Here is an 18,268-nt window from a genome sequence, read left to right as displayed (position 1 = left end):
CAAGCCAAAGCATTTCGGCTCTTGGCGCAGCGCCATCGAGGCCGCGGGGCTTGACTACAGCATGATCCGACGCTATCAGGAGTGGGATGAGGAGCGGATTCTGCGGCGCCTTCGCGAACTGCACGCCAAAGGGGTGCCTCTGAATGCAAAAAGCGTTGAGGCGCACGACATCACGCTCATCACCGCCGCTCGACGACGCTTCGAGAGTTGGGATAGGGCGCTCACCGCTGCCGGGCTCGACTACAAGCAGATCGTGCTGCGCGCGCCCTTCAAGCGCCGAAGAGCCACAGAGACCGACTCCGATGAGAATCCGCCTACGAAACGCAACTAAACTACGGAGCGAGGCAACCATTCTCTTGGAGGAGGCACAACGACGGATATCGGAATGACATCTGCAGCCCTTACAACCCTGTGGGCGAACTGTGTGGAGCGGCTGAAAGACCGCATTAACAACCGCTCCTACTGGGAGGCCCTGGAGAACGCACGTCCCATCACTATCGAGAACGACACGCTCGTTCTCGGTATGGAGGAGACGAAATATAACCTTGCAAACCATATTCAACAGCCCGGTCACCTGCAGCCGACGCTGGAAGTGGTGCGCGCTCTCTTCAATCAGCCGCTGAACATTCGTATTATCGAGGGTACCACCCTAGCAGATTGGGAGGCCACGAAGGAGCGTGATGCCCGTATAGCCGCTATGCAACAGGCGACTACCCAACGGCATATCGCGCAGCAGGCGGTAAGCGAGGGATGGGATGGGGTGTACGAGTATATCGCCCGTCTCTATGTGCAGACCCCGTTGCGCGCGCTTCCTCAAGGAAAAGCACGCTATTTGAGTGATGCACTCTATGTGCTGGCCGAGGCGATGGATAAGCTCTATCCCGAAGAGCCAGATGAGGTGACCGAGCGGAGCCTAGCCCGCATCATCGATCGCATTGCGAGCGCTGCAGATGTCCCTGCTGCCATGGTGGCATTTGAGTTGGAAAGGCTGCGAACCTACCTCAAGTCTGCAGGAGAGGCCTAAAACCCTTCGAGGAAACTTTTGGTAACCTTTTAGGCGCATCCTAGAAGATGCTAGGGTGCGTTTTTTTATTTCTACTCTGGGAGGCGACGATTCATGCGGTTCCTCGGTTTGATCTGGCGGCTGATGCTGTTTATCGCAATCTGCTGTTTCCCCGTAAGCTTGAAAGCAGACCCTCCAAAGGGCGACCCCTACATCTCCCAAACCTACTTTACCGATCTTCCTTTTGGCGCTCACTCTTACTGGTTACAGCCCTGGCGAGCCTATCTGGAGACGGTGCCGGCTGCGGATTTCGTGAAAGGGATCGGGATCAATCTCGGTGGCTCGGTAAAAAACCCCGATCTGATCGCGGAGATGCTGGCCAAATATGGCTTTCGCCATATGCGAATCGAGATCGGATGGTCAAGCCTCGACTACGACACCGAGCAGATACCCCCGGCAGTTGCCGACGGCTATCGTAAGATTCTGCTTGCATGCAAGCGGTACGGCATCCGTCCTCTTATACTTCTCAACGGCAACAGCGGAGCTCCTTGCCCGGTAAGTTTCTTCGACAAGGTGCTTGCAGCACCGGCTCATAAGGGAGATCGAGAGATCCTGGTGACCGATGTGGACGGGATAAAGCCGGGCTATAGCGGCGTGAGCAATCTCACCGGTTATTGGGCGGCGGAGGCCTTAGTGACCGATATTCATGGCCATACGCTGGTGCTCTCCAAACCGCTGCCAAAAGACCTCGGGGCAGCCGGTACTCAAGTCCATATGGCGACTCTGAAGTACCGACCGTTTTCGGTTCCGGGCAACGACGATGATAAAAGGACGTTAGAGGGATGGCAGCGCTATGTAGGAACGGTGGCGCGCTTTGTTGCCCAGACACTCGGCACGGTCGGCTCCAAAGACCTCGGCTTCGATATGGAGATATGGAACGAGTTAAGCTTTGGCTCGAACTTTCTCTACATTAATCAGTATTACAATCCACCCCTGTACCATTATAACGAAGATGCGGTTTGGGGAGATGTGGTAAGAGCAACGGCGGACTACGCCGAGCAGCATCCGGATGCGTTTCAGGGCGTCGCCTTATGCGATGGATTTTCCAACACCATCCCCTGGCCGGCCTCATCGGAGGAGCCGGCCCGAGTGATTGCGCTTTCCAAACATCCCTACCATGGGCGATCAACCTATCCTCAAGATGAGCAGCATGGTGTGCTTGTGAATGCTCTGGGCCAACAAGAGCCTACCGGCGCTTTTAAACCTCACTTTTCCGAGCTGTTCCCGGAATACTATGCCACGGCGCTGCAGACCGAATGCCTTGAACGCGATATGGGGCCTATAACAAACTATATCGGCAAAACGGCGCACGGACGCTACGCTCGCGTGATAAACGGCCACGTCGTGCCCTGTTATACTTGGATCACCGAGGTCAATATAGGCCCGAATGAGCAAGGAATAACCGACCGTCGTCAGGCTTTGATGCTGAAGGCTAAAACGACGGCTAGATACCTCTGTTTTCTTCTGAATAAGGGCATACAGCGAATCTATTTCTTCGCTGCCCTAGGGGGCGATTTAGGGTTAGGTATTTTACAAGACAATTTTCTTGCCTATGCCAATTCCCATGACGTCTATCCTACCGATGACAGCGCCTATGTGTCACCTAGCTTACAGGTGGTTCATCGCATCGTCATGAAAATGCAGGAGGGTTTAGACCCTGCGCTTAGGGAAACCCGTTCCCTTGCCGTGCTCTCATGGAAGGGCGGGGAGGGGCAGAAGGTGTTTGCCGGGGATGGCAGCCCGGCACACCCGGATCTAACCTATCACGATCTGTTCGCTTTCTTGCCTTACCAGGTGAATCGGCATCGCTTTGTGATCCCCTACTATGTCATGACTTATGACATCTTAGCTCCCTTCAAACAGGAGACATTTGTCGTAAAGATCGGAAGTGTGAAAGGAAAGCAAGCACAAGTTTCTATATACGATCCCTTCACCGATCACGACGTTCCCGTGCACGTGCTAGAGCGTAGCGCGAATAGCCTTACGGTGTCCCTGCCCACGGAGGACTATCCGCGCCTGCTGATTCTACAGGAGCATTGAAGCTTAAGGCGAGTGAGGAAGGAGATAGGGCTGTAGACGGCCCTGCATCTCTTTGGTGACGCAGGCGTCTAGGTAGATGCCATCGGTGCCATACTCTACCGAGGTGACGCGGCCAAAGGAGTAGCATTCGGAGAGGAGGTTGCCTTTTTCAAAAGGCAGTTTCGCGTGCACCGGCACCAGGAGGCTTTCAATGGTTTTGGTAATGAGGGCTACAAGATGTTCCAAGCCCTCTCGTTTTTGAGCGGAGATATACACCGCGTTAGGGATATGCGATACCAGTTCGCGCAATGCGAACTGATCGCTTACCAGATCGGCCTTGTTAAAGACCGTGAGGAGGGGCTTTTCATGAAACTCAAGCTCTTCGAGCGTCTGCAGCACGGCCTGTATCTGTATGTCCCGATGCGGATGACTTGCATCTACAACATGGATAAGAAAGTCGGCCTCTGCAACCTCCTCAAGCGTCGCGCGGAAGGCTGCGATGAGATGTGCGGGCAAGTTGCGAATAAAGCCCACGGTGTCGGTAAGCAGAACGCCCCAGCCGTCGGGCAGCTCCATGCGCCGGGTAGTGGGGTCGAGCGTGGCAAACAGCATGGGGTCGGCATAAACATCGCTGCCGGAGAGCACATTCAGCAATGTAGATTTTCCGGCACTGGTGTAGCCCACCAGCGCTGCGGTGGGAAAAGGCAGGCGGCGGCGATGGGCGCGCTGGTTCTGGCGGTTTTTACGAATCTCGGCGAGGCGCGCTTGCAGATCGCGAATAGTGTCACGCACGCGGCGCCTGTCAGTCTCAAGCTTCGTTTCTCCAGGGCCTCCACGTACCCCAATGCCACCCTGCTGACGCTCGAAACGCGTGTAGAGGTCTGACAGACGCGGTAATAGGTAGGTAAGTTGTGCCAGCTCCACCTGCAGTTTTCCCTCTCGGCTGCGCGCCCGTTGGGCAAAGATGTCGAGAATGAGCTGGGTGCGGTCAATAACACGGCAGCGCAGGGCCTCCTCAAGGTTGCGGGCCTGCACAGGAGAAAGCTCGCTGTCTACGATCACAAGGTTGGCCTGGCTGGCGTGTATACCGGCGAGCAGCTCCTCCACCTTGCCGGGGCCGATGAAGAAGGCCGCATCGGGGCGGAGGCGCCGTTGGTAGAACTCACCAACGACTTCAGCGCCGGCCGTGCGCGCCAGTGCGGCCAGTTCTGCCAAGGCATAGGGGCGCAGGGCTTCGTCTGGTTCGACGGAGACGAGCACCGCACGCTCCAGTTCATTAGAGGCGATCAGTGTTCTTGTGGACATGGGCTGTATTATTGTCCTATAACCTTGTGCTGTAAGTCAAGCGATTCGTTGCTATATCGGTTGAATGAGGGCAAAACTTAAAAATGGGGTTAGATTTCTGGGTTCGTTTGACGTGGGTGCACCAAAGAGATTAAACTATAAGATAATAAGGAGAACGGATGGGAACCGATAGGATGGACATATCACCTTACTCTTTTACCCCGCCTGCCGATGCGGAGACAAAATGGGCGGAGTTCGAGCGTCTCGTTCGTGAAGAAGAGGCCGATTTTTTTGATGGCGTAGGCCCAATTGCCGGCGCTCGTGCTCCCGGTCGGCTTGATGTCATGGGTGGGGTGGGGGATTACTCAGGCGGCACCGTTTTAGAGATGCCGATAGCTCACGCGGCCTATGCCGCTTGGCAGTGGCGATCGGATAGGTTTTTACGCATTCGCAGCTTGGGAATAGAGCAGGAGGGTTTAAAGCCCGAAGTAACGCTCTCCTTAGACCTCTTGGTAGATGCACAGGGGCGACCACGGCCGGTGGAGGAGGTTCATGCGGCTCTCACCTCCGATCCAGAGACAAAGTGGGCAGCCTACATTGCCGGCTGTTTCTACGTTATGTTGGCTGCTTACAGTAAGTTTACCGAAGGCGTGGTAGATGAGCGTCTAGGGCTACAGGGCGCTAACATTCTGCTTCGCAGCGATGTCCCCCCTGGGGCCGGAGTCTCCTCTTCAGCAGCCATCGAGGTGGCCACCATGCACGCCCTCAGTGAGGCGACCGGTATCCATCCGAGCGATCTTACACTGGCGGCCTGGTGTCAGCGGGTTGAGAACCTTATCGTGGGAGCGCCCTGTGGCATTATGGACCAGGTAACGGCGGCGCTTGGACGGGAGAACGCCCTGCTTGTGCTGCGCTGCCAGCCGCACGATCTGCTGGGCAATCAGCGCATACCTCCGGGGTGGCGGTTTGTGGGGATCGATTCGCGAGTGAAGCACTCGGTTGGTGGCGATCACTATGTGCGCGCCCGCGTGGGGGCCTTCATGGGACTGAAGATCATTCAATTGGAGAGCGGGGGCAAGCTTTTGGAGAACTATCTGGCGCGGATGTCTTCGGCGGAATTTGCTCAGTATCGGGAGATGATCCCTGAGACGCTGACCGGGGCGGAGTTCCAAAGGCTTTACGGCATGCTGCCCGATCGCGTGACGCGGGTAGATCCCGAGCAGACCTATCATCCGCGAGCCTGTGCGGAGCATCCGATTTTGGATAACGAGCGGGTTCACGCTTTTATTGCGATTATGCATCTTGCTTCATTGCGGTATGAGGAGCGCCGAGAATGGGAGAAGAGGAAGGGAAAGTTAGAAGAAGAGCCTTCTCCGCAAGTGGATACCTATCTCATGGAAGAGGCAGGGAAACTGATGTATGCTACGCACGAGTCCTACAGCACACGGCTCGATCTCGGTTCCCCGGAGACGGACTTGCTGGTGGAGTTGGTACGTGAGAGAGGGCCGGAGCGTGGGCTTTACGGCGCGAGGGTGAGCGGAGGAGGATCGGGCGGAGCCGTAGTGGTGCTCTGTAGGGAGAGCCCAGAGGCCGACAAAGCGCTCCAAGAGGTCTGTGAGGAGTACCACCGCAGGACGGGGATCGTGCCCCGTCCTATTGTGGGAAGCTCTCATGGGGCCGTGATGTTTGGGGCACGGCAGATCATGCGCGGGTAGAGGAGGAAGGCCTTTGCGAAAAACAGGCTTTCTCTCTACCGGCCTCTTGCTTTTACTGTCCGTTCTCGGGCTCCGAGGGGGCGCACAGACCGCACCTAAGAATCCCGACTACGGTTTGCCTCAGGGGCCGATCCCTTTACGCGACCCGCGTCCTGCGAACCTGCTTTTCCTCCAGTTTTTACCCGACAACGCCGTGCCGCTGCCCAATGGGGCGGTAAGGGTTGGGGTACAGCTCGATCTCATCAACAACCTGCTGATCCCTAGCCCCAGCTTGGGTGCCACCGTGGTGGAGGACAACGAGTATCAGCGGCTCATGTTCTCCTGGCATAAAGGCTATTTGCATAACACCGAACTATCCGTTTACGTGCCTGTTGAATGGCGCAATGGAGGCATTTTGGACGGGATCATCCGCGCCTACCATCGTCTCTTTGGGTTGCCGGCCAACGCTGAAGATGACCCGTTGGGGCGCGACCACTGGCCTATGTACCGAAGCATTTGGCAGATCATAGATGCTCAAGGCCATGTGCTGTTAAATCAGGGAAATGCTTTTGGGATAGGAGAAACCACCTTCATTGTCAAGCGGAGCCTTTTGCCCGTAACATCGCGGGGCACACTCGCTTTGCGTTTCGGGCTTAAGTTGCCTACAGGCAACACGGCCCTGCTTTTAGGGAGCGGCAACGTGGATGTAGGTCTCTCTTTGGACGCCCGCTATATTTGGGGGCGGAACGCCATTGTCTATATCAACATCGGCGGTGTTCGTTTGGGGCATCCTCGACATCTTCCCCATCCGCTGGGTGGGGTGGGCCAGGGAGCAATTGCCGTTGAGTATCGCGCGAACAACAGGGATAGCTACATCTTACAGATAGATGCCGCAGGTCCAGTTATGCGAACCGGCAACACCTTTGTGGATCAGGCCAATGTCACGGCCACGTTTGGTTACCGACGCATTATGGATCGGCACACGGAGTTCTATGCATCGTATTCCGAAAACGGTGACATCCATAACTACACTCTGCCTTGGTTCAGCAACATCGGCCCTGACATCTCCTTTTCGTTTGGGGTGCGTTGGGTGCCGTAAAGGGGCTTGGCAGTGAGACCGGTTTCGGGCGTCTCCTAAGCGATTTCGGAGACGACCTGAATGCCGTTAGAGGCCATGTTGTAGAGAAAGACAAGATGGAGAAGGTCGCCGGGGTGAGCGGGAATATTCTCTTTCTTGGCCACCTCCACCGGAATATCGTAGGTTTGGACGCAGTTGGCCGGCAGAATAACGGGCTCAAGGCGATTGGCCGCATTGGCGCGAAGTTTTAGGTGCATGGCGAGCTGATAGGTGCAAAGGTCGGTGCAGTCGCCCACAACGATGCGGTGCGTTACTTGGGGATGGGTATCGAGCCAGTCGTCCAGGCCGGTTCCAATGGAGGAGCTGATGGAGTTTTTGGGAAGAAGACGGTAGTGGGGTGCGCAGGGCAGCTTCATAAGTTCCGGTACGATGTCCGATTCGCTTGTGCCGCGAATACAATGTGGGGGGTAGTCGTTGAACTCCACGGCGGCCGGATCGTGGGCATCGTGGGTGAGCACATAGTTGCGCACGCCCATCGCATAGGCCTTTTGAAAGAGAGCGACGATGGGGGGTACGATGGAGGCGATGCGGTCGCTATGAAGGGGGCCTTCATAGCAAAAGCCGTTGATGACGTCCACACAGAAAATGCCGACATGTTCGGGGCCTTTGGCTTCTTGCACGATCTGCTCAAAGGGAACGATGGCCAGTTGGGTGCGCCATGTTTCAAGATAGTCGGCATACTCCTGTACGGTCTCTGCCAAGCGGACATCCAGGTCCATCTTGCGATACCTCCCAATCTGTAGGCTGGTGTAGATTTTACCCTATGTCCGGGCAAAGGAACATTTCATGCTTGCGGTTTAAGGGGCATTCCTCTGCGGGTGAGGGTGGTTCGTTGGGACGGTTGTAAGGGCGAGAGATTTTTCGCAGGGGCAGAACGGGAAGGAGTGGTTACTTCTTGTTTGCATTTCCTCATCATCTATCATTGCAAGCAAGGCGCTCTATCGTTTCAAGCATCACCCTATCATTTCGAGCATCCATTATTCACTGTCATTTCGAGCCGCTGCAAGCGGCGAGAAATCTTTGACCTCATTCCAGGATTTCTCGGTCGCTAGCGCTCCCTCGAAATGACAGTCCGTTATTCCAGGATTTCTCGGTCGCTAGCGCTCTCTCGAAATGACAGTCCGTTGTTATGTTTTCCCGTCTTTGCCTCCATCTTATCATTTTAAGCAAGGCGTTATCATTTCGACCACCCCCTGTCATTTCGAGCCGCTGCAGGCGGCGAGAAATCTTTGACCTCATTTTAGGATTTCTCGGTCGCTGGCGCTCCCTCGAAATGACATTCCGTTATTCCAGGATTTCTCGGTCGCTAGCGCTTCCTCGAAATGACATTTATGCGTCGCAATGACGTTCCATTGCTGTGTTGCTCCGCCGTGGCACTCTGCTCATCATTTCAAGCAAAGAGCTGTTATTTCGGCGAGGCACTGTCATTTCGAGCATAGCCCTATCATTTCGAGCATGCATCATTCAATGTCATTTCGAGCCGCTGCAGGCGGCGAGAAATCTTTCTCCCATTCCAAACTCAAATCTTTCCATTCAGGGTTCATGCTTGTAACCAATTTCGCCTTCTTCTCCCTGCGCCATTTTTTAATTTCCTTTTCCCTGGTAATTGCCGCATTCACATCTGTTGCGTACTCAAAGTAAACTAATTTGGTTACGTTATATTTTTTGGTAAAACCATCCACCATTTTGTTCTTGTGTTCATATATCCTGCGCTCAAGGTTGTTCGTCATGCCGATATACATCACTTTGTTGTTCCAGGTGGTGAGTATGTAGACATAGAAGTTGTAGTTTCGCATAAGATTTCTCGTCACTCCGTGCGTCGAAATAATGCTCCGTAGTTGTGTTGCACCGCTGTTCTCATTCTAAGATTTCTCGGTCGCTAGCGCTCCCTCGAAATGACATTCCGTTATTCCAGGATTTCTCGGTCGCTAGCGCTCCCTCGAAATGACATTCCGTTATTCCAGGATTTCTCGGTCGCTGGCGCTTCCTCGAAATGACATTCCGTTGTTATGTTGTCTCATCAATAGAAAAAGCTGAAAATTCTGCCTTGTGGGTACATTCTTGCACAAATTTTGATCAAAGTGGGCAGGCACAAGGCCTGCCCCTACAAATTACGATTCGGTTCAAACGTTCTAGGCCGCTTTTAGGGCAATTTCTAGTTCCTGGAGATTCTCGGCTGCGATGGGATTGTCCGGCTCGAGATCGAGTGCTTGACGGAAATGCGTGAATGCCTCCTGGTTTTGACCCACTTCGCGGAGGGTGAGACCGAGATTGATGTGTGCATCTACGAAGCGGGGGTTGAGACGGAGGGCATAGCGAAATTCGGCCAACGCCGCTTGATAGAGACCCAAGGCCTTGTAGGCCATGCCAAGGTGATGACGAATATCGGCGTAGTCGGGGTTGAGGGTGAGGGCTTTTTGGTATTCTGCAATGGCTTCTTGGTAGAGCGCCTTGCGGTAGAGGTCGTCCCCAAGATGGAAGTGAAAGAGGATGTCATCAATTTGGGTGTGATGAACCTGCTCAAACCATTGGAGGGCTGAGAGCGTATCTCCCTGTTCATGGCAGGCGATCCCGTTGCGATAGGCCTCAGAATGAAACGCCGGCTCTAGGAGGGTCGCCTGGCGAATGGCCTCGAGGCCCTCTTGGTGAAACCCCTGTTCATAGCGAATAAGCCCTACGAGCAGATGGGCACGGGCATAACGGGGGTTGACGGCGAGGGCTTTCTGAAGTGCTTCGAGTGCCTCATGTTTGTTGCCCATGGCGCGGTGCGCTTGGGCCAATTGAAAATGAAGGTCGGCGTAGTTGGGGTGAATGGCAAGCGCCTGGGAAAAGTGGTGGGCAGCGGTCGCCCACTGGCCTTGTCGCATTCGCTCTTGACCTAAATGGGTATGGGTCTCCGCGATGTAAAAGTTTGTGAGGCGACTTAAGAGCGCTGAGGGGCGTTTGTGAAGATCGGCGCGTGCTCGCTCGAACGCTTCAAGCGCTTTTTCATAGCGCGCCTCGTCGAAGAGGCGAAGGCCCTCGTCGTAGTGTTCGTTGCGGCCAAGGCCGAGCACTTTTCGTAACAGCGACATAACTTTTCACTCCTTGCAGAACTTAGTGGCGGTGGTTGGGGATGGTGGCGCGGGTACGTCCAACACACTGATACTCAAAACCGAGACGCCTCATGCGGATGGGGTCGTAGATGTTGCGACCGTCGAAAAGGATAGGGCGCCGCATAGAGTTTTTGATTCGCTCCATATCAAGCAGCTTAAACTCGTTCCATTCGGTGACGATCATAAGCGCATCTGCCTCTTGTGCCACATCATAGGGGTTCTTTCCATAACATATCTGCGGGAAGATGCGCTTTGCGTTATCCATGGCGATAGGATCGTAGGCTTTCACCTCGGCCTTTTCGGCGAGCAGGTGGGCGATGATCTCCACGCTTTTCGCATCGCGCATATCATCGGTATTGGGCTTAAAAGCCAGCCCTAAAATGCCAACGGTTTTGCCATCGAAGCTGCCATCGAGAGCGGCTCGTAGTCTATCAAGAAAGCGAATGGGTTGCTCGGCGTTAACATCCATAACGGCGCGAAGGATTTTAAAGTCAACGCCCACCTTTTCGGCGGTGCGCACGAGGGCTGCGGTGTCTTTTGGAAAGCAAGAGCCTCCATAGCCAAGCCCCGGATTGAGGAAGGCCGGCCCGATGCGGCTATCCAGGCCCATGCCTTTCACCACTTGGGCTACGTCGGCACCCACTTCGTCGCAGATATTGGCGATGGTGTTGGCGAAACTGATCTTCGTGGCGAGGAAGGCGTTGGAGGCGTATTTGATCATCTCGGCGCTGGCGACATCGGTGATGATCATGGGGCGCTCGAGCGGCGCATAGAGTTCCAATATCTTCATGGCGACCACTTGGTTTGGAGCGCCGATGACAATGCGGTCGGGTTCAAGAGTATCTTTTATGGCGCTGCCTTCGCGTAGGAACTCGGGGTTGGACACCACATCGAAATCCACGTTGCGAACCCGATTGGTTTCGATGATTTCGCGCACCATGTCGCCGGTTCCTACAGGCACCGTGGATTTATTCACGATGACTTTGTAGCGATTGAGAGCGCGGGCGATGCCGCGGGCAACCTCCTGAATGGCGCGCATGTCGGGGTCGCCGGTTTCCGTTGGAGGCGTTCCCACACAGATGAAAACGACGTCTGATCGCTCGACGGCGTAGGTGAGATCGGTGGTGAAGAAAAGCCGGTGGTCTTCGCGGTTTCGTTTCACCATCTCTTCAAGGCCAGGCTCATAGATGGGCATCTCGCCGCGCTCGAGCATGGCGATCTTTTCCGCATTGTTATCTACGCAGATCACCTCGTTGCCAAGATCGCTGAAAACGGAGCCGGTTACCAGCCCCACATAGCCGGTGCCTACAACGCAGATGTTCATAAAAGGTTCCTTTCCTCCCTGATGATTAGTTTCGTTTCTCCTAGCAGTGGCGAAAGCATTCAGAGGAGGGTGCCTGTTTCTTCTGCATTATCGGATGGGTTTCCGCGAAAGCTTAGATAATAAGAACCGCTCCTCATTTACATTTTACCTGTTGGCATAGCAAGCACGGCATTTCGTAAAGTGTAGGCGCTTAAGCTTGCCGGTGCTCGCCCGTAATGACGTGTTTGGGCATGGCGAAGGTGCGACCCTCGGTAAAAATACCTGTTTTCTGCGACTCGCTCGGCTTTATTCTCACGAAAGGCCGCGCTTCGTCCAAAAATCAGAGCGCTTGTGCTCTGTAGGTTGCACAGGGGTAACCGGACGGAGACTACCTTGTTGATGAAGGAGATGCGATGTTCGTTCTAGTGGGGATCGGCTTGCTTTTTGCAAGCATTCTTGTTGGGTTTATGATGGATGGAGGAAAGATAGGGGCTTTGATCCAGCCGAACGAGCTGGTGATTATTGGGGGAGCCGCCTTAAGCAGCCTACTCATCGCAAACCCTTTTTCCATGGTAATGACCATCTTGCGAAGCGTGCTCTCCTTGCTCAAGCCCAGCCCTTTCACCCGAGAGCGCTATATGGAGCTGCTCAAGATGCTCTACGACCTCTTTATGATGGCCCGCAAGGAGGGGTTGGTAGCGTTGGATAAACACGTGGAGCATCCAGAGGAGAGCGAGTTCTTCGCCCAGTACCCCAATTTTATGGCGAATCACCATGCGCTTCTGTTTTTGGCCGACACGATGAAGGTGATCGTAACGGGAACGGTGGCCAGTCATGATTTGGCAGAAATGATGGATATCGATCTGGAAACCGCCCATGAGGAGCTGGTTCAGCCGGCACATATTTTGGCCAAACTAGGCGATGCGATGCCCGGATTTGGAATTGTGGCGGCGGTGCTTGGAGTTGTTGTCACGATGGCGGCGATAGGAGGGCCGCCGGAGGAGATAGGGCATAAAGTGGCGGCCGCTCTAGTGGGTACGTTCATGGGAATCCTTTTGGCCTACGGCATCTTCGCGCCTCTCTCTGCGGCTCTGGAGGCGCGGGTGCGGGGTGAAAGCGCCTACATGGCCTGCATTAAATGTGCGCTGCTGTCGTTTGCGCGTGGCGATGCGCCCCTAACGGCGGTGGAGTTTGCACGACGCAACATCGAGCCGTCGCTGCGCCCCTCCTTTACCGAAATGGAGCAGTACGTAAAGAATTTAGGCGGCGAAGAGCAGCGGTTGGCAGCCTAAAGACGGAAATGGAGACGGAACATGGCCTTGAATGAGAACGATGCCAATCCCATTATCATTCGCATTGTGAAGAAAAAGCGGGGGGGAGGCCATCACGGCGGTGCGTGGAAGGTGGCCTACGCCGACTTTGTGACCGCCATGATGGCTTTCTTCCTTGTGATGTGGATTGTGGGACTGAGTAAGCCGATTCGGGATGCCATCGCCGCCTATTTTCGTGACCCCACCGGCTTTATGAAAACGGCGCACGGCGGAAAAAGCCCTTTGGCCGATCAGCCCCAAATAAAACAGGGCAAGCCGGCACCGCTCATCCCACAGGATGGAGGTTTTGCGACTAATGCAACAGTTAATGTGGATTTCCAAAAAGTAAAGCAGGCCATCCTAAGTCAGATCATGCGCACGCCCGAACTAAAGGGTCTGCGCGATAGCATTGAAATTCACCTCACGCCGGAAGGGCTACGCATCGAGTTAATGGAGAAGACCCCTGCGCTCTTCTTCGATACCGGCAGCGCTCGCTTGAAGCCCCGAACCATAGAGCTATTGCGGATCATCGCCCATCAGTTGAGGAAGCTCAACAACCCGATTATCGTTGAAGGACATACCGACGCACGCCCCTATGGCACGCCCTATGGCTACTCGAACTGGGAGCTTTCCACCGATAGAGCCAATGCGGCCCGTCGTGCTATGGAGGAGAACGGGTTGCGTCCGCGACAGGTGTTGGCCGTTCGGGGCTATGCCGACCGCAAATTGCTCGACCCGGCTCACCCCTATAGTTATGTAAACCGTCGCGTTTCGATTCTCGTGGCCTATACGGCTAAGGGCGTTTAGGGCGGCTTGTTGGCCATTCGTGCCGCCTTGCACGTATAATACAACGAAAGCCGATTTTGGGATGGAAAGGAAAGGACTTGGAATCGTACGATCTGGTCGTTATTGGGGGCGGTTCGGCAGGGCTAAAAGCGGCGCGCCTGGCCGCACGAATGGGTAAACTGGTTGCGGTTGCAGAGGCACGAGAGACCGGGGGCGAATGTTTTTGGGCCGGATGTGTGCCCACAAAGGCGCTGCTGCGAGCTGCACAGGTCTGGAAGCAAGTTACTCAAACGGCACCCTATGGCATCCATGTAACCGTGGATCGAGCCGATTTTGCGGAAGCGATGGCCTATAAAGCCCGCAAGATGCGCGAAGTTGGCGGGGACGGGCCGCCAGATGCCGGGCTTTCCCAGTGGGGTGCGGCCTTTTTCCCAGAATACGCTTCCTTTGAGGAGCCTCACAAAATTCGCGTAGGGAAAAAGGTGGTTCACGCGGAACAGGTGCTTATCGCGACCGGAACGGTTCCTGCCATTCCGCCGATATCGGGCTTACAGGAGACCGGTTTTATAACCAATAGAGAGGCCGTGGGGTTGACAAGCTTGCCAAAGCGATTGGCCGTCATTGGGGCAGGACCGATCGGCCTGGAGTTTGCGCTTCTCTTCAGACGATTCGGAGCCGAAGTCACCGTGCTGGAGCGTCTGCCTCAGGTGCTGCCTCGAGAGGATGCAGAGATTGCGGAGCGGGTGGCTGCCTCGTTGCAGCAGGAGGGGATACGCCTGATTCTATCGGCTCATGTGGAGTGTGTGGAACGAGGTCACGGGTTTAAATGCCTTCATCTCTCCTCCCCAAACGGCGCGGAAGAGATACACTGCGACGAGATTCTCGTGGCCGCCGGACGATGGCCGGCCGTCGAAGAGCTGAACTTGAAGGCCGCCGGGCTTGCTATTGAGCAAAACGCTCTGCCGGTAGATGCCTATCTGCGCACGCGCGTGCCTTCCATTTGGGCCGCAGGCGATGTCACCGGAAGCCCCCTGTTTACCCATGTGGCCAGCTATGCGGGGGGCGTGATGGTACGTAACGCCTTTGCCCATGCGAACGAACCTGTAGACTATTCGGTGACCCCGCGCTGTACCTACATTGACCCTGAGGTGGCGAGTGTGGGACTGACCGAGCAGGAGGCCCTTTCTGCCGGTTTGAAGATTAAAGTGGCTCGCTTTGACTATGCCGATCTCGATCGGGCCGTGCTGAGCAATACCCCAGAGGGTTTGGTGAAACTTGTTGTCGAAGAGGCGAGCGGGCGTATTTTGGGAGGGCATATCTTCGGGGAGCACGCCTCTAGCACCATCGCCGAGATCGCCGTCTGCATGCGCAATGGTCTGCCTATTCAGGCCATTACCCAAACCATGCACGCCTATCCCAGCTTCCCCGAGGCCGTTGAGGCAGCCGCTTCCCGGTTCTAGAGGCGGGTGATGTAACTTTTAGTGTCACGGAGCGTCTCAAAAAAGCGTATTTAAATATAGAAACTCCATTGCCCCCGTTCAGAGCCATGCGCCGAATGTTTCCACAACCATACATATCGCCTGTCGTGCAGAGCTTGAGGCGAACCGTCGCCATCGCCTTGATTGTTGGGGCTTGTTTGGCGATAGTGGGGCAGAAGGCATTTGCCCAAACGACGAGCATGGCGCCAAGCCCCCTCTCGGTACGCATTATGGATGCATCGGGAGCCATTCTTCCTGCAGGTTCGCAGTTCGACTCGAAAAACGACCTGCAGACCGACCTTATTCTCGGGCAGAATACCGTGGGGCCGTACCGGCTATCCTGGCGAAATGCGGTGCAAGGCTCCGAAATGGTGGTTGTAGATGGCCGCCTGTTACAGGCTGGCCGTGACTATACGATAGACTGGTCTTCGGGGGTTATCCGCTTTAGCGTGCCGTTGCCGAGTGGGGAGCTTGCCCGAGTGACTTATAGTGTGAACACGCCGACGGCGGTACGTGTGCTCTCGGCGAGCTATGTGCCGCTACAATGGAACTTCTGGCAGAACGATAACGGGTTTCTTAGAATCTCTTCCTTGCTACGTGCCGCCGATAGTCCTGCCTCGCCGAGTGCATCTGACCCGAGAACTTACAGCGCTCTGCAGTTTCAGGATCGTTTTCATCTTCTGCCCACCTCCGATCTCACCACAGGCCTCTTTTTAGATATGCATGGGCAAGACTGGCTTCGACGCAGCGGGTTTCTGCTCGATAGCACGGCCACGATGCGCGGTGCCAGTTTTGGGCTTTCGTATCATCGGGCAGGAACTCTCTTTGCGCAACAAGGGATTGCCGGGCTAAACCCCGGTCAAGAGATAATGGGGCTGACGGGCACTCTCACGCCACTGCAGTCGCTTGCCATTCAACTTACAGCTCGTCAAACCGATCAGCTGGCGGCTGCGAGCGCAAACATCCTGACGGATAACGTGAGCACGTCAGACCGATTGCTCTCCGCTGCTATCAGTGCCAAGCTGCCGCAAAACGGCCAATTGGCTGCAAGCAGCGCTTTAGAGACCGTGGCGAACGCGCAAGGGGGTACCTCAACCCTTCATAACAGCGTGTCGCTATCTCATCCACTCGCGCCGAACACCAACGCCACGCTTCATTTTGATGCCCTTTCTGCTACCCCGTTAAAGGGGTCGAGCGGCGCAACCACCACGCAGAGCGCAGGGATAGATGTGGCGGGAAGCCTGAATCCTGGTATCCATTTCGATACCGCCTTCACCAATCAGTTAACCCCTGCGGGCTTTGCGGATGATCAGAAGGTGAGTTTGAGCGCCGGCATACCGATTGATAAAAACCAAGCGGTCAAAGTAGATACGCTTTACGAAGATGTTCTAGGGAACACGGGGGCACAACGCAATCGTTCCCTCCTGCTTCATGCCCCATTGCAGGGGCTGCGCGCGCAACTTTCTAGCGGCGTGGAGTATACGGGGACGCCCACAAATAGGGCGTTGGTTGGACTGTTTGATCTGTCCGCCCAACCCACAAAGGGATTGCAGCTCACCGGAACGGTGCGTCTGAGGGATATGCGTCTCACTTCGGGCGCCCCGGCACCCGACAACGTGAATACGTATGGAGTTCAGTTGAGCTATGCACCTCTCGCCCAGCTGCAGCTTACCGGCGCTCTCTACTACAATCCCGAGCAGAATGGACAGTTACAACAGGTTCAACGAGAGGATTTTGGTCTGCAAACGCGGGTCGGTCTCTTAATGTTACAGGCGCAGTTGGGCCTACTGCACAATCTGCTGAACCCGAGCCGTTCCGATACGGCCAACTTCAGTTTGGGTTTCAACCTCACCCCCTGGGACAGTCTGACGACGGGTTTGCAAGCCCAGAACCTCTTCGGAGGGCCGAACTGGGCACGCACCTACCTGTTAAGTTTCACGCATCACTTCAACTCGGTCTTCGATTTCTCCCTCTCCGGCTCCATCTCTTATAACGGCGCTTTAGGGGCGCAAGCACAGCCACAATATGCGGCTCAGGCGCAGCTGGGTATTCATTTCTAAACTCCGGTTGGACTCGCTTGCCGATCCTTTCTTTCTTCGACATGCATTTGCAGCAGCACCCATCCCCCAGGTGGGCCGCCAAGCCATTTCAAAATATGCACGGGAATTTTGTGTTGCTGTAGTTCGCTTTGGAGATGATGTTGCCATGTGTCGGCGGAGGTGATCACGTCTACTCTACCCATGCTTAACGGAACCGTTTTGGTAAGCCAAGGGAGGAGGGGTAGCTCTTTATGCTCATAGGGCGAGTAGTTGGCATAGAAAAGCATAGAGGGGCGCCTGGGGATGATGTGATAGTAGACGATGGGAATGCCGCGGGTCGCATCGTTGTTGGCGTCTTTGGCGAGCTGTTGGTAGGGGTCTTGAACGTAACGCGCGGCATCGTGATAGCCCACGGTATATCCCAGAAGCATGATGAGCGTCATGGTAAGCGCAAGAACGGTGACACCTAAGCGAAACACCCACTTACGAAAGCACAACAGCGCGAGCAGCGTTCCTAGTGCTAATAGGGTCGTTAGTTGCCGAGCAAGCGTTGCAATGGGAGGCGCGATAGGAGCGTTACGAGGAACGAAGTGGGGGCCTAGAAGGGCGGCCACTAAGAGAAGGAGGGCGGTGATGACAGCGGCCCAAGCGCCGCGCCGGAGGGTTTTAGCAAAGGATGCATTTGGGTGCGCGAAGCCGATATCGAGCCACCTACCGGTGAGAATGGCTGCAGCCGGGTAGAGTGGGGCGATGTAGGAGGGGAGTTTGGCGGAAGCAAGAGAAAAGAGAACGAATACCGCCCAGAACCAGACAACCAGGAAGCGCTCGTGGCGTCGGTGGGAAGCCCATAAATCTTGAATGGAGAGGACTGCAGGAGCAAAACAGGCCCATGGGAAGAACCCAATGAGGAAAAAGACGATGTAGGTAGGCAACGGCATATCATGCACTTTGTCGAGGCCACGGAAGCGCCCTAGGTGTTGACGCAAAATGTACTCTTGAAACCATGTGTGCCCAAGCTCATCTCGGCCTCCGGCTTTCCAGATGAGGTAGTGCCATGGC

The 18,268-nt window shown here is 55.3% G+C and carries 15 protein-coding genes; 9 read left to right on the top strand and 6 right to left on the bottom strand.

All coding sequences use genetic code 11. From position 1 onward, the window contains the following. From VKV18_RS09550 to VKV18_RS09540, 3 genes are all read left to right on the top strand, one after another. Positions 1-331, top strand: a 331-nt coding sequence (locus VKV18_RS09550) for a homing endonuclease associated repeat-containing protein (RefSeq protein WP_414647190.1), incomplete at its 5' end; no start/stop codon positions are given. A 54-nt stretch (positions 332-385) separates the two neighbouring features. Further along, positions 386-1,024, top strand: a complete 639-nt coding sequence (locus VKV18_RS09545; RefSeq protein ID WP_324203978.1) for a hypothetical protein — start codon at positions 386-388, stop codon at positions 1,022-1,024. A gap of 93 nt (positions 1,025-1,117) precedes the next feature. After that, complete coding sequence (locus tag VKV18_RS09540) at positions 1,118-3,103, top strand: hypothetical protein (RefSeq protein WP_324203977.1); 1,986 nt, start codon at positions 1,118-1,120, stop codon at positions 3,101-3,103. A gap of 3 nt (positions 3,104-3,106) precedes the next feature. On the opposite strand, the gene hflX is transcribed toward VKV18_RS09540, so the two are convergent. Beyond that, on the bottom strand, positions 3,107-4,387 hold the full coding sequence (hflX, locus tag VKV18_RS09535; RefSeq protein ID WP_324203976.1) for a GTPase HflX: 1,281 nt from the start codon (positions 4,385-4,387) through the stop codon (positions 3,107-3,109). A gap of 173 nt (positions 4,388-4,560) precedes the next feature. Here hflX and VKV18_RS09530 point away from each other — a divergent pair, with 173 nt between their 5' ends. Further along, positions 4,561-6,081, top strand: a complete 1,521-nt coding sequence (locus VKV18_RS09530; RefSeq protein WP_324203975.1) for a galactokinase — start codon at positions 4,561-4,563, stop codon at positions 6,079-6,081. Positions 6,082-6,094: 13 nt separating this feature from the next. Then, positions 6,095-7,159: a DUF3187 family protein gene (locus VKV18_RS09525; protein ID WP_324203974.1), complete on the top strand. Its 1,065-nt coding sequence runs from the start codon at positions 6,095-6,097 to the stop codon at positions 7,157-7,159. Positions 7,160-7,194: 35 nt separating this feature from the next. On the opposite strand, the gene VKV18_RS09520 is transcribed toward VKV18_RS09525, so the two are convergent. The 4 genes from VKV18_RS09520 to VKV18_RS09505 form a co-directional block, all read right to left on the bottom strand. Further along, positions 7,195-7,917: a cysteine hydrolase family protein gene (locus tag VKV18_RS09520; RefSeq protein WP_324203973.1), complete on the bottom strand. Its 723-nt coding sequence runs from the start codon at positions 7,915-7,917 to the stop codon at positions 7,195-7,197. A 741-nt stretch (positions 7,918-8,658) separates the two neighbouring features. Then, on the bottom strand, positions 8,659-8,994 hold the full coding sequence (locus VKV18_RS09515; protein ID WP_324203972.1) for a GIY-YIG nuclease family protein: 336 nt from the start codon (positions 8,992-8,994) through the stop codon (positions 8,659-8,661). Positions 8,995-9,330: 336 nt separating this feature from the next. Continuing rightward, positions 9,331-10,272 (bottom strand): tetratricopeptide repeat protein, encoded by a 942-nt coding sequence (locus VKV18_RS09510; RefSeq protein ID WP_324203971.1) that lies wholly within the window; start codon positions 10,270-10,272, stop codon positions 9,331-9,333. Between the two features lie 22 nt (positions 10,273-10,294). Then, on the bottom strand, positions 10,295-11,617 hold the full coding sequence (locus VKV18_RS09505) for a UDP-glucose/GDP-mannose dehydrogenase family protein (protein ID WP_324203970.1): 1,323 nt from the start codon (positions 11,615-11,617) through the stop codon (positions 10,295-10,297). A 392-nt stretch (positions 11,618-12,009) separates the two neighbouring features. On the opposite strand from VKV18_RS09505, the gene motA reads away from it, so the two are divergent. From motA to VKV18_RS09485, 4 genes are all read left to right on the top strand, one after another. Further along, on the top strand, positions 12,010-12,888 hold the full coding sequence (gene motA / locus VKV18_RS09500; protein ID WP_324203969.1) for a flagellar motor stator protein MotA: 879 nt from the start codon (positions 12,010-12,012) through the stop codon (positions 12,886-12,888). Between the two features lie 21 nt (positions 12,889-12,909). After that, positions 12,910-13,713 carry a flagellar motor protein MotB gene (locus VKV18_RS09495; protein WP_324203968.1) on the top strand — a complete coding sequence of 268 codons (804 nt, stop codon included), beginning with the start codon at positions 12,910-12,912 and terminating at the stop codon, positions 13,711-13,713. Between the two features lie 77 nt (positions 13,714-13,790). Next, complete coding sequence (locus VKV18_RS09490) at positions 13,791-15,152, top strand: NAD(P)/FAD-dependent oxidoreductase (RefSeq protein ID WP_324203967.1); 1,362 nt, start codon at positions 13,791-13,793, stop codon at positions 15,150-15,152. Positions 15,153-15,247: 95 nt separating this feature from the next. Further along, positions 15,248-17,230 carry a hypothetical protein gene (locus VKV18_RS09485; protein WP_324203966.1) on the top strand — a complete coding sequence of 661 codons (1,983 nt, stop codon included), beginning with the start codon at positions 15,248-15,250 and terminating at the stop codon, positions 17,228-17,230. Here VKV18_RS09485 and VKV18_RS09480 read toward each other — a convergent pair. Further along, positions 17,227-18,268 (bottom strand): hypothetical protein (locus VKV18_RS09480; RefSeq protein WP_324203965.1); only part of this gene is annotated, 1,042 nt, incomplete at its 5' end. The genes VKV18_RS09485 and VKV18_RS09480 overlap by 4 nt on opposite strands.

Source organism: Chthonomonas sp. (assembly GCF_035294505.1).
In the GTDB taxonomy this organism is placed as follows: Bacteria; Armatimonadota; Chthonomonadetes; order Chthonomonadales; family Chthonomonadaceae; genus Chthonomonas.
This window is presented reverse-complemented; position numbering and strand designations above follow the sequence as displayed.